Below are 12,197 nucleotides of genomic sequence, written 5' to 3' on the forward strand. Positions count from 1 at the left end.
CACCGTTGTCGACATAGGAGGTAGCATTTGCGGGCAGCCTAGCGACGACGGTATAACCTGCATTGTCGGCCAGGCCGGTCTGGCATTGGTCGAGCTGCAGGTCGGAACATCCTTCTTTCCTGTAGACGACGATCTGGGCGCCCGGCAGCTGGCAGGTATAAGGGTCCCATGAGAGGTTGAATGCCCTTGTGGGATTTTCGACGGCTGTTGCCTTGAGGTTTTTGGGCGCTGGGGCATACACGGTTATTTTAAGGGTAACCATGTCGACCAGCTTCCTGTAAAGGCTTGGGTTGGGATACCCGGGCCTTGGGGAATCTTCGACCTTAAAGGTGACTTCATAAGGTTCATTCCTGACATGCAGGCAGCCGGTCTGCCATGTAAAAACAGCAGAGGCGGTCCCCGGCGGGGGCGATTGGCCTACCTGGAAGGAAGCCAGCTGAGGGTCAACGAGCGAGGACTGGTAGACGCCCCCTGTAGAGGTAAGCCTGAGGTTGTCGCCATCCGGATCGGTAGCGGTGACGGTGTACCGCGCCGTTGTGCCAGCTTCCACACAGAGGTCCGGGGGTATAGCGAGCTTTGGCCTGGCATTGGGTGCATCCCTGATCCTGATCTGCATGTCCCTTACGATTTCGCCTATTTTGCTTCCGTCGCGCCATTCTTCGACGATGAAGGCTACGTTGTACATTCCGGCAACGGAGGGGGCATCCCATATGAGGTCTCCTGTTATGGGGTCGATTTTGAAATCGGCCTGCCCGGTACCGTCTTCTTTGGGCCCCAGGGGTGGCACGGTATTGGGGTGCCTGTAATCAAAGGGGATGGGAGTTTTCCCGTCGGTGGTAGCACCCAGCGGGGTGAATAACCTGTAGGAAAGGCTGTCGCCGTCTGCATCGAAGGCTCCCGGGTTATGAATGAACCGCTGCCCTATGGCGCCCTGGTCGATGGGCGAGTTGAGCAGGACGGGAGTCCGGTTCATGCCCAGGCTGGCGTTAATGGCCAGCGTGCTCCTGATAAAAAAGTTGAGGCGGTCGGTAGGCTGGGGGCCTATATTGAGAATGTCTGCGTTCCGGTTGTCGATTCCGAGGTTAATAGTATAGACGCCGGGAGCGGGGAAGGTATAGATCAGGACGTACTCGTTGCGGGTAGTTTCATTGCCGACATCAATCATACCGTCCAGGCCGCCCACCCGTGGGGTTTTGATACCTTCACGCTCTCCTGTGATCCAGAACCATACATCGGTATTAAGTATGGCGGCATCTTTCCCATCGTCGTCCATGTTATAGTACCCGGTGAATTTAATCTCGTAGGTGAGGAGTGAACTTCCGGGTATTCTTTTCGCTGTAATTTCACCGGCCCGTACATGGGTAGCGTTGGCACGGGTGCCGGTCAGCAGGAAAGCAATGACTAGTACCAACAAAGAGGAGAAAGGCTTCATAAGAATGAGGAACTAAGTCTATTGATAGGGAACAGGTATAGCCAGTGCAAAATCCAATTGCACCGTATTTCTGTTGTTAACGCAAAATCAGGAGAGAATGGTATGTGAGGTATGAGGTATGAGCTTTGAGGTGTGAGGGGGCAATCCTCATACCTCATACCTCATACCTCATACCTCATACCTCACACCTCATACCTTTTCAAAATATTCCGATGCCGGATGAGTATGTCTCAACTTAAAAAGATTATAAATAATTGGCGGGTGTCTGAAATAGTCTACCCTTAGTTGTATGAAACTTGAATGTGACTTACCTTTGGACACCTTTAAAATGAATAAATTTTACTTAAAACACTCTGGCTGTTTGCTATGTCTTGGCTAACACAAACTTTAACCAGTTCTATTGGCAAAAAGGTCCTGATGGCATTAACGGGACTTTTTCTATGTCTTTTTCTGGTAGTACACCTGATTGGAAATCTCCAGCTTTTCAAGGATGACGGCGGGTATGCCTTCAACACCTATGCCGTCACGATGACCACCTTCACGCCTGTTAAGGTGATCTCTTACGTTAATTACTTCTTTATCCTTTTTCACGCTTTCTGGGGGATCTACCTGGCGTCTTCCAACCGTAAGGCGCGGAGCGTAAGGTATGCTGTGGTCCATAACCAGTCCAGCTGGTCGAGCCGCAACATGGCGTTGCTCGGGACCATTCTGCTGGTGTACATTGTGGTGCACATGGGAGATTTCTGGTATAAGTTTCACAACAAACCACTGCCATACGTTCAGTATACCGAGGTTCTGGCAACCGGCGAGATATTCTCCCAGGACATGCCTGAGGACTATACGCAGGATGTCAAGCAAGTGGAGTTTGTCAACGCCGACGAAGGAACGAAAACAGTAATTGTAAAAGATCTGTACGAGACTGTGGCTTTCGCGTTTCAGAATTTTATTCTGGCGTTGTTCTATGTTCTGAGTATGGTAGTGGTCGGTTTTCACCTGTATCATGGTTTTCAAAGCGCATTCCAGACACTCGGGATTAATCACCCGAAGTACACTCCGCTGATTAAGACCATAGGCGCCTGGATCTTCGCGATTGTTATTCCGGCTGCGTTTGCCGCAATGCCTTTGTATTTCTATTTCAAGCAGTTTTAATAGGGGTTCCCCTTGTAACGACATAAATTTTAACAAACGAACATGGCAAGCTCATCACGTTTGGACGCAAAAATTCCCGCAGGCCCGCTTGACAAGAAGTGGTCTCAGTACCGGTCTACCGTTCCCCTGGTTAACCCTGCCAACAAACGTAAAATTGAAATAATCGTAATCGGAACCGGTCTTGCCGGGGCATCTGCTGCGGCAACGCTTGCGGAGATGGGTTACAAAGTAAAGACATTTTGTTTCCAGGATTCACCACGACGGGCACACTCGATTGCGGCCCAGGGGGGGATAAACGCTGCAAAAAATTACCAGAACGACGGTGACTCGGTTTACCGCCTGTTTTATGACACGATCAAAGGCGGGGACTACCGCTCGCGTGAAGCGAACGTTCACCGCCTTGCCGAGGTTTCGGGGAACATAATTGACCAGTGTGTGGCGCAGGGTGTTCCTTTCGCCCGCGAGTACGGCGGTTTGCTGAGCAACCGTTCCTTCGGAGGCACCCAGGTGCAGCGGACTTTTTACGCCGCCGGCCAGACCGGGCAGCAGTTGCTGCTGGGGGCTTACTCCGCATTGGAGCGCCAGATCGGTATGGGAACCGTGACGATGTACAACCGTCATGAAATGATGGAAGTGGTGATTATCGACGGTAAATGCCGCGGAATCATTGCCAGGAATCTGATCACCGGCAAGCTGGAGCGCCATTTCGGGCATGCCGTCCTGCTCGCGTCCGGGGGCTATGGCAACGTTTTCTACCTGTCTACCAATGCGATGGGAAGCAACGTGACTGCCGCATGGAAAGCACATAAGAAAGGGGCATTCTTCGGAAACCCCTGTTTTACACAGATTCACCCGACCTGTATCCCGGTCTCGGGCGATCACCAGTCGAAGCTGACACTGATGTCGGAATCGCTTCGTAATGACGGGCGGATCTGGGTTCCTAAAAAGCAGAATGATACCCGTGCTCCCGGCGCAATTCCGGAAGACGAAAGGGATTATTACCTGGAAAGACGGTATCCGGCATTCGGAAACCTGGTTCCCCGGGATATCGCTTCGCGCGCAGCAAAAGAGCGTTGCGATGCGGGTTACGGCGTAGGCGCCTCAAAACTGGCGGTATATCTCGACTATGCTGCGGCTATCGAGCGGTACGGGATAGGAGAAGCGAATAAGAACAGCATCCACAATCCTTCGAAAGAGGAGATTACCAGGATGGGAAAGGCGGTTGTCAAGGAAAAATACGGCAACCTTTTCGATATGTACAAGCAAATCACCGGGGAAGATCCCTATGAGGTGCCTATGCGTATCTACCCGGCGGTACACTATACCATGGGCGGGCTTTGGGTGGACTACAACCTGATGACGACCGTTCCCGGCCTTTACGCCCTGGGCGAAGCCAATTTCTCTGACCACGGTGCAAACCGGCTGGGTGCGTCGGCACTTATGCAGGGCCTGGCAGACGGCTACTTCGTTATTCCGTATACCATCGGCGCTTATCTTTCCAAGGAGATCGGCACCGCTGCGATCCCGACCACGCATGAAGCCTTTGTCGCGGCTGAGGCGAGTGTTCGGGAGCGGATTGTAAATTTGCTTAATATCAAAGGAAAAACCTCGCCGGAAATGTTCCACAGGCGCCTCGGCAAGATTATGTGGGAAAAATGCGGGATGGCGCGGAACAAGCAGGGCCTGGAGTCTGCAATTGTCGAGATTCAGGCGTTGCGGCGTGAATTCTGGAGCGACGTCCGCGTAATGGGTGGCGCCGACGAATTTAATACCGAATTGGATAAGGCAAGCCGGGTAGCGGATTTCCTCGAATTGGGAGAGCTGATGTGCCTGGATGCACTAACACGGGAGGAATCCTGCGGCGGACATTTCCGCGAGGAGTTCCAGACTGAAGAAGGAGAAGCTTTGCGGGATGATGAACACTTCATCTTCGTTTCCGCCTGGGAATACCTCGCTGAAAGCGAGTGGGAGCTTCACAAAGAAGAATTGGTTTACGAAAACATCAAGATTGCCCAGCGCAGCTATAAATAATCATGAGTCAAGGTAATATGAACCTAACCCTCAAAGTGTGGCGGCAGAAGAACAGCCAGACGGAAGGGTATTTTGAGACGCATCAATTGTCGGGAATTTCTCCGGACATGTCCTTCCTGGAAATGTTTGATGTGTTGAACGAAAAGCTGGTGGAAGAAAATAAGGAGCCGGTGGCGTTCGATCACGATTGCCGTGAGGGAATTTGCGGAATGTGCTCGATGTATATCAATGGGCGACCGCACGGACCGCTGCAGGGGGTTACTACCTGCCAGCTGCACATGCGCTCTTTCAAAGATGGTGATACCGTAGTGGTAGAACCGTGGCGCGCAACGGCTTTCCCGGTGATCAAGGACCTGGTGGTGGAGCGCGGCGCATTTGACCGGATCGTAGCAGCAGGCGGTTTTATTTCGGTAAATACCGGTAATGCGCAGGATGCCAATAATTTGCCCATCCCTAAAGACGATGCGGACGAGTCGTTTATGGCTGCGGCCTGTATTGGTTGCGGAGCATGCGTTGCGGCTTGTAAGAATGCTTCGGCGATGCTTTTTGTGTCCGCCAAGGTTTCGCAGCTTGCGCTGTTGCCCCAGGGACAGGCCGAAAGGACAATGCGCGCCGAAAAGATGGTAGCCCAGATGGACGAGGAAGGGTTCGGCGCCTGTACCAACACAGGTGCTTGTTCTGCCGAATGTCCGAAGGAAATCAGCCTGGAGAATATTGCGCGCCTGAACCGGGAGTACCTCGGTGCCAAGTTGTCGTCGAAAACGGTTTAGTTCCGAAGGAACGAAGATTCCGGGATATCAGTTATACCTTCAGCGTCGGGTACGCCCTGCGCTGAAGGTTTTTTTGTTAGTAACCCTACGATATGTCTTTTTTATCAGATTCACTTATTCGTTCCAGGCGAAGTATTTTTCCGCCAAGCTATGTCAGCGAGCCCATTTCAAAGGAAACCATCATGGAGCTGCTCGAAAATGCCAACCATGCCCCCACACACAGGCTTACACAGCCGTGGCGTTTTACGGTTTTTACCGGTGAGGGACTGAAAACCCTGGCGGCATTTATGGCCGAGAACTATCGGGCCACCACCAACCCGGCATCTTTTTCACAGGCAAAATATGACGTTACTGCTGACAAGATTCTAAGATCCGGCGCAGTAATTGCCATCAATGTGGAGCTTCATCCCGAGCTGGTGCCGGAATGGGAAGAAATTGCTGCCACGGCGGCGGCCGTTCAGAATATCTGGCTCTCGGCCTGGGAGCGGGGTATAGGCGGATACTGGAGTTCGCCGGGCGGGGCGCTGGAACCGCTGGGAGAATTTCTTAATCTCCCGGAAAACCAGAAAAATATTGGACTGTTTTATCTCGGTCGTCACAACGCGGCGGTGGTTCCGGCGAGGCGCAGCCCGGTAGAAGAGAAGACCGTTTGGATAGAAGCGTAGCCGTTTTTAAATAAATTAAAGGGGGAAAACGAGGCCGGTGCGTGCCGGTCTCGCTTTCCCCCTTTCTATTTTATACCACTTTTGCGGCTACCTGTAGGACGAATTCGTCCATTTCAATTTCAGTAATCGCGGAACCGTTAGCCGATGGCAGAAACTCCAGGTCTACTGCCTGCACTTCCTGGCAGATATAGGACTTGTTTAGACTCAGGGATTCGGTCAGCAGGGAGTTGTTGTCGATCAGCGAAATGTGGATTTTATCGGTTACTTCAAACCCGCTGTCTTTGCGCAGGTTCTGAATACGGTTTACGAAATCGCGGGCAATACCTTCGCTCCGGAGGGCGTCGGTCAGCGTGATGTCAAGTGCTACCGTCACAGCGCCTTCGGAAGCGACCGCCCAGCCGGGAACATCTTCTGTAGTGATTTCTACATCGGAAAGCGTCAGGACTGCTTCTTTCCCGTCGAAGAGGAGCGGGTAGGCTTCTTTCTGCTCGAGCTGCCGGATATCTTCTGCGGTAAACAATGCTATTTTTGCAGCAATGTCTTTCATTTGAGGGCCGAATTTCGGACCCAATGCCTTAAAGTTCGGCTTGATTTTTTTCTTCAGTACACCGCCGTCATCCTCTATAAACTCCACCGCTTTTACGTTCACCTCCGTTAAGATGATAGGCGTTACCGTTTGGATCTGCGAGCGCGTATCCGGGTTGAGAACCGGGACTAAAATGCGCGAAAGTGGCTGCCGGACTTTCAGTTTATGGCTTTTTCGGATGGAGTGCACCAGTGAACTGATGGTCTGGGCAAGTTCCATAGACGCTTCCAGCTCCTTGTCAATTGCCTCTGCCGGACGGACCGGCCAGTCTGTGAGGTGAACCGACTGCTGTCCTGCCGAAAGGTTCCGGAACAACCAGTCAGCAAAGAAAGGGGCGATTGGTGCCATTAGCTTTGAGACGGTTGCGAGGCAGGTATATAAGGTGTTGTATGCCGCTATTTTATCGGGGTTGAGCGCCCCGGTTGCAGACCCGCCGGTCCAGAAACGGCGGCGGTTCAGCCGGACGTACCAGTTGGAGAGGTGCTCCGTCACGAAATCCTGGACAAGACGGCCGGCCTTGGTCGGGTTGTAGCCGTCGAACTGTTCCTCTACTTCCTGCACCAGCGTACTTAGCCTCGAAAGGATCCACCGGTCCAGTTCGGTCGGCTTCCCTTCGGTTACATCGGTGATGTTGTATAGAAAACCGTCCAGATTGGCATAAAGCGCAAAGAAGTTGTAGGTGTTGAACAGAGTTCCGAAGAATTTGCGCTGTACCTCTACAATTCCCTCGGCATTGAACTTCAGGTTGTCCCAGGGTTCGGCGTTGGTAATCATGTACCAGCGCGTGGCATCGGGTCCGTATTCGGCCAGCGCCTTGAACGGGTCAACGGCATTGCCAAGTCGTTTTGACATCTTATTGCCGTTTTTATCCAGTACGAGCCCGGTTGAGACCACGTTTTTAAAAGCTACGGAATCGAAAAGCATACCGGCAATGGCATGTAGGGTGAAGAACCACCCCCTGGTCTGGTCTACGCCTTCCGAAATGAAGTCGGCTGGGAAGCTGTCATTGAAAACATCCTGGTTTTCAAACGGGTAATGCCATTGTGCGTAAGGCATTGCCCCTGAGTCGAACCATACGTCGATGAGGTCGGGTTCACGGAACATCACATTGCCTTTTTCCGACACCAGGAAAATCCTGTCTACATAGGGACGGTGCAGGTCGAAGTTGCCGGCCTCGAGCTGGTCCAGGTAAGTTTGGTTGAACGATTTCTGGTCGGGTGTAAGCGCATCACCGGCATTGGCTTCCAGGATCCTGTTTTTAAGCTCCCCGATAGATCCGATGCAGGCTTCTTCTCCCAGGCTGTTTTTCCAGATGGGCAGGGGCGTACCCCAATACCGGCTCCGGCTCAGGTTCCAGTCGACCAGGTTTTCGAGCCAGTTGCCGAACCTGCCGGTCCCGGTGCTTTCCGGGAACCAGTTGATGGTTTTATTCAGCTCTACCAGTTTTTCCCTGACGGTTGTGGTGCGAATAAACCAGCTATCCAGCGGGTAGTACAAAACCGGTTTGTCCGTCCGCCAGCAGTGCGGGTAGGTGTGTTCGTATTTTTCTACCTTGAAAGCCTTTCCTTCCTCTTTCAGTTTAATGGCGATCAGTACGTCAGTAGGTTTGAAATCCGGCTGATCCTGTACCTCCTGCGGATAATATTCGGGCTTCACAAACCGTCCTCCGAATTCGCCTATTTCCTGTACAAACCGCCCGGTCCTGTCTACGATGGGAACTTCTTTTCCAAGTTCATCTTCAACGAGGATAGCCGGAATGCCATTTTGCTGTGCCACCCGGAAGTCATCGGCGCCAAAGGTAGGTGCGGTGTGTACGATACCGGTACCATCCTCGGTGGTGACGAAATCACCGGTAATGACGCGGAACGCCGGCGTACGCGGCTGCACATAGGGTAGCAGCTGCTCGTATTCAATACCTTTCAGGTCGGTTCCTTTGAATTCCCCGACCACGCTCCACGGTAACACCTTTTTATCGGAACCGGCATAGGTTTCAAAGCCAGCATCGCGCCCTTTTTCGCTGAAGTACTTGGGAAGGAGGTCCTTGGCCAGTACCACCTGGATGGGCGTGTAGAGGTAGGGGTTAAAAGTTTTGACGAGCACATAGTCAATATTGGCGCCTACCGTCAAAGCCGAGTTAGCCGGGAGTGTCCAGGGAGTAGTAGTCCACGCAAGGAAGAAGTTCGGTCCCCACCCGGAGTCGGGAAGCACCCCGTTATTTTTCGCCCTGAACATGGCCACGATAGTGGTATCCTTCACGTTCTTGTAGGTACCGGGCATATTGAGCTCATGAGACGAAAGGCCGGTACCGGCAGCCGGCGAATAGGGCTGAATGGTATAGCCCTTGTAAAGCAGATCCTTGTCATAGAGCTTTTTAAGCAGGTTCCATACGCTTTCTATGTAGGCATTGTGGTAGGTGACATACGGGTTTTCCATATCTACCCAATACCCCATCAGATCGGTCATTTCCTGCCATTGGTCGGTAAACCGCATGACGGCCTCCCGGCATTTGGCGTTATAGGCCTCCACGCTGATACTCTTGCCGATGTCTTCCTTGGTGATGCCAAGCTCTTTCTCTACCTGGAGTTCGACAGGAAGGCCGTGGGTATCCCAGCCACCTTTCCGTTTCACCTGGAAACCGCGCAGCGTTTTATAACGGCAGAAAATGTCTTTTATGGTACGCGCCATTACGTGGTGAATGCCGGGCGTCCCGTTCGCAGACGGCGGTCCTTCGTAGAAGGTAAAGGACGGCGCCCCGTTCCGGATTTCAACCGACTTCTCGAAAACCTGGTTTTTCTTCCAGAAATCCAACACTTCTTTGGCTAATTGGGCATACTGAAGCCCTTTATATTCTTTGTAGCTCATCGTTATACTCAGCGACCCCTTATCGCGCTTTGGTAGGGTCCGTTAAGACTGTTGTTTGGGACTGCAAAATTAAGCAAAAATGACCAAAAGGCGATGGTATAACGGGAGACCGGGCGTGATTTCAGCCTTAATAACCGCTATGCCGACGCCTATTTCCAACGCTTGTGCGTCCAAAGCCACCAATCCGGATTTTGACGGATGCTCTTTTCCAGCTTTTGGGCGTAGGCGGTTGTGATGGTACCGGATGAAGTTTCGGCGGCATTTTCGCATATGGTTTGCAGGGACATTTCCCATTCGTGGCCCGAAAGCGGCCTGAGTTCGACATAACCTACGTAAGCGCCGAGGCGTTTTGCCAGTTGTTCGGCGCCGGTAAACATATAGGTAGGCTGGTTAAGGAAATCCAGTTGCAGTCCGTTCCGGTGGCCGGGGAATTGGTCGGCAATAAACAAGGTAATTCCCGGTCGCCCTCTTTCGGAGAGTAAGGTGCGTGCCGCTCCATGTGCGGGCAGGAGCCTGAGGCCGTTGCGCTGCCGTGCGGTCTTTATAAGTGAATTGCAGGTCTTATTTTTGAGCGGTTTGTAAAGTGCCTGTACCGGGGAGTTTACCCATAACGGAAGGCTATTAAGCACTTCCCAATTGCCGTAGTGGCCGAGCAATAGCACCATGCTGCGATTCTCCATGTCTTTTTTCCGGAGGAGGGCCAGGCTTTCCGGGGTGACGCGGAGCTTGGGCAGGCGATAGAAAATGTTCTCGATCAGCACCCGTGACAGGTTCCGGTAGAAGGTAGTCTGGTATTGCAGGATATCGGCATATGAGGCGGCGGGCATGGCGCGGGCCAGGTTTTGGAGCGAAACACTGGAGCGGTATCGGCATACTTTCCCGATCAGGTAGCCGAGCAGTTGGTAAGTAAGGCGCATGGGTCCGATTATTCAAGGCCCGTATGGAGGACCCCGGCGAAAATCCGGATGGTGAGCAGAATGGCCATTGCAATGGCGACGAAAAGATAGGTGATCAGAAACAAGGCGGTCATATTTTGGCTTTTGCCTGGGTGACAACTGAAAAGGAGATCTCCCTTTTCCAGTGCTCACTTTTATTTTCTAAATACAGGGCGGTGCGAGACCGGCTTGTCGGCGCTTTGGAGAAAAAAATTATTTGCGGGCAAGTTCAACAGGTTTAGGAGGTTAGCGGGGGGCGGTAAAAAATCATAAAAAAAATCTTGGTGGCAGACTTGCGCTGAATTGTCTAATCGGATACCTTTGCATCCACAATTCGAGAGAGGCGTTAAACGAAATGCCTGAATTGATTCGCAGAAGTAGCTCAGCTGGTAGAGCGCGACCTTGCCAAGGTCGAGGTCGCGGGTTCGAACCCCGTCTTCTGCTCAGGAGCACCGGGAACGGTGCTTTTCTTTTCTGACCCGAACGCGGGAAAGAGAGCCGGGGTGGTGGAACTGGTAGACACGCAGGACTTAAAATCCTGTGGGCCGCAACGCCCGTACGGGTTCGATTCCCGTCCCCGGTACGACGGTGAATTGGCGGCGGAACTTGTTTCGGAATGCCGGGCTGAAGTGAAAAGTTACTTCGGCAAGAAAATAAAAATATCGGGAGTTTAGCTCAGTTGGTTCAGAGCATCTGCCTTACAAGCAGAGGGTCGGGGGTTCGAATCCCTCAACTCCCACGAAAAGGAGACACCAGATACTGGTTGTCTCTTTTTTTATGCCTAAAATTAAAGACAGCGAATCAGACTGTTATGGAGTAGAATTTACTTTTGCAGCTTGGGTCAGACGTACCACGGATTCTGGAAAACTATGGTAAAGAGTGCTTTCTGTTTATGGACAACTTTATCCGAATGGTGTTTCCGGCTACGGAGATCGTCACCCCCCAAGTTCCCCCCAAGTCACCCCCCAAGTTCCACCCAAGTCACCCCCCAAGTTCCACCCCAAGTCTAGCCCCCTTGAATATGAATCTGGAAGAATTTTTCTCATCTGAATTGATTCTCGAAAATGAATCAATTTTATTGTGCCCTTTGACCATTCACCATATCGACGCAATAGAATCAATAAGCTATAGTACAGAGCTTGGCGAATTTGGCGCGCGAGTAAAAAGCAGGGAAGATTTAACGGCCTATTTCAACTTCTGCCTGGATTCGAAAAAGGAAAAAGCGCTATATCCCCTGGTAATTATAAGAAAGAAAAACAATGATCCGGTCGGGATAACGATGCTTGGAAATATCAGTTTTCAGCATAGGAGATTGGAAATAGGATGGACATGGCTCGGTGAAAAATTCCAGGGCACAGGTGCGAACACGATTTGTAAAAGACTCCTCCTTGATTACTGTTTTGATAATTTAAACCTCAGAAGAGTAGAGTTTAAAATAGATATCAATAACCTGAAATCACAAAAGGCAATAGAAAAGCTCGGCGCGATAAAAGAGGGGCTTTTAAGAAATTATAACGTCCAGTCTTACGGAGAAAGCAAAGGGACATACGTTTATAGTATTCTTAAGGAAGAATGGAGAAAGGTACATCGAAAGGGATGAGGGAGTAAAACCCCGCCAGGATCAGGGGAAGCCAGGCACACCTCATCCTGCACCCGACCCGTTAATTATGAAAGTGCATTCCCTTAATGTCTGAGGTAAAGTTTTTTTTTTCGACCGGATTTGCCAATATAATGTCATACTTCTATATTTCGGTAAAGTAGATATCA

Annotated in this window: 7 protein-coding genes, 3 tRNA genes and 1 pseudogene; 8 read left to right on the forward strand and 3 right to left on the reverse strand. The window is 51.5% G+C overall.

Annotated elements, in window-relative coordinates:
* Window positions 1-1,432: pseudogene (locus ABD852_RS03260) on the reverse strand (gliding motility-associated C-terminal domain-containing protein); the annotation flags it as partial.
* 366 nt (window positions 1,433-1,798) lie between these two features.
* Here ABD852_RS03260 and ABD852_RS03265 point away from each other — a divergent pair.
* The 4 genes from ABD852_RS03265 (at window position 1,799) to ABD852_RS03280 (ending at window position 6,047) form a co-directional block, all read left to right on the forward strand.
* On the forward strand, window positions 1,799-2,581 hold the full coding sequence (locus ABD852_RS03265) for a succinate dehydrogenase cytochrome b subunit (RefSeq protein ID WP_345026587.1): 783 nt from the start codon (window positions 1,799-1,801) through the stop codon (window positions 2,579-2,581).
* Window positions 2,582-2,623: 42 nt separating this feature from the next.
* The gene (locus ABD852_RS03270; RefSeq protein WP_345026588.1) at window positions 2,624-4,612 is read left to right on the forward strand and encodes a fumarate reductase/succinate dehydrogenase flavoprotein subunit; all 1,989 of its coding nucleotides are present in this window, start codon (window positions 2,624-2,626) and stop codon (window positions 4,610-4,612) included.
* A 17-nt stretch (window positions 4,613-4,629) separates the two neighbouring features.
* Entirely contained in the window at window positions 4,630-5,382 is a 753-nt protein-coding gene (locus ABD852_RS03275; protein ID WP_345026682.1) for a succinate dehydrogenase/fumarate reductase iron-sulfur subunit, read from the forward strand.
* A gap of 92 nt (window positions 5,383-5,474) precedes the next feature.
* Window positions 5,475-6,047 (forward strand): nitroreductase family protein, encoded by a 573-nt coding sequence (locus tag ABD852_RS03280; protein ID WP_345026589.1) that lies wholly within the window; start codon window positions 5,475-5,477, stop codon window positions 6,045-6,047.
* 70 nt (window positions 6,048-6,117) lie between these two features.
* Here the strand turns inward: ABD852_RS03280 and ileS are convergent, their stop codons facing one another.
* Both ileS and ABD852_RS03290 read right to left on the reverse strand, forming a co-directional pair.
* On the reverse strand, window positions 6,118-9,495 hold the full coding sequence (ileS, locus tag ABD852_RS03285) for an isoleucine--tRNA ligase (RefSeq protein ID WP_345026590.1): 3,378 nt from the start codon (window positions 9,493-9,495) through the stop codon (window positions 6,118-6,120).
* Between the two features lie 149 nt (window positions 9,496-9,644).
* Window positions 9,645-10,412 (reverse strand): lysophospholipid acyltransferase family protein, encoded by a 768-nt coding sequence (locus ABD852_RS03290; RefSeq protein ID WP_345026591.1) that lies wholly within the window; start codon window positions 10,410-10,412, stop codon window positions 9,645-9,647.
* 389 nt (window positions 10,413-10,801) lie between these two features.
* Between ABD852_RS03290 and ABD852_RS03295 the strand changes: the two genes are divergently transcribed.
* From ABD852_RS03295 to ABD852_RS03310, 4 genes are all read left to right on the forward strand, one after another.
* Window positions 10,802-10,874 (forward strand) — tRNA-Gly (locus ABD852_RS03295).
* A 53-nt stretch (window positions 10,875-10,927) separates the two neighbouring features.
* Window positions 10,928-11,013: transfer RNA gene (locus tag ABD852_RS03300), tRNA-Leu, on the forward strand.
* A gap of 81 nt (window positions 11,014-11,094) precedes the next feature.
* Window positions 11,095-11,169: transfer RNA gene (locus ABD852_RS03305), tRNA-Val, on the forward strand.
* A 282-nt stretch (window positions 11,170-11,451) separates the two neighbouring features.
* Window positions 11,452-12,030, forward strand: a complete 579-nt coding sequence (locus ABD852_RS03310) for a GNAT family N-acetyltransferase (RefSeq protein ID WP_345026592.1) — start codon at window positions 11,452-11,454, stop codon at window positions 12,028-12,030.
* Window positions 12,031-12,197: the final 167 nt, after the last annotated feature.

Origin of the sequence: Ravibacter arvi (genome assembly GCF_039540405.1) — a bacterium.
GTDB classification, from domain to species: domain Bacteria; phylum Bacteroidota; class Bacteroidia; order Cytophagales; family Spirosomataceae; genus Ravibacter; species Ravibacter arvi.

Coding starts and splice junctions, on each gene's coding strand:
- ABD852_RS03265 (WP_345026587.1), top strand. CDS start 1,799: ATGTCTTGGCTAACACAAACTTTAACCAGTTCTATTGGCAAAAAGGTC.
- ABD852_RS03270 (WP_345026588.1), top strand. CDS start 2,624: ATGGCAAGCTCATCACGTTTGGACGCAAAAATTCCCGCAGGCCCGCTT.
- ABD852_RS03275 (WP_345026682.1), top strand. CDS start 4,630: ATGAACCTAACCCTCAAAGTGTGGCGGCAGAAGAACAGCCAGACGGAA.
- ABD852_RS03280 (WP_345026589.1), top strand. CDS start 5,475: ATGTCTTTTTTATCAGATTCACTTATTCGTTCCAGGCGAAGTATTTTT.
- ileS (WP_345026590.1), bottom strand. CDS start 9,495: ATGAGCTACAAAGAATATAAAGGGCTTCAGTATGCCCAATTAGCCAAA.
- ABD852_RS03290 (WP_345026591.1), bottom strand. CDS start 10,412: ATGCGCCTTACTTACCAACTGCTCGGCTACCTGATCGGGAAAGTATGC.
- ABD852_RS03310 (WP_345026592.1), top strand. CDS start 11,452: ATGAATCTGGAAGAATTTTTCTCATCTGAATTGATTCTCGAAAATGAA.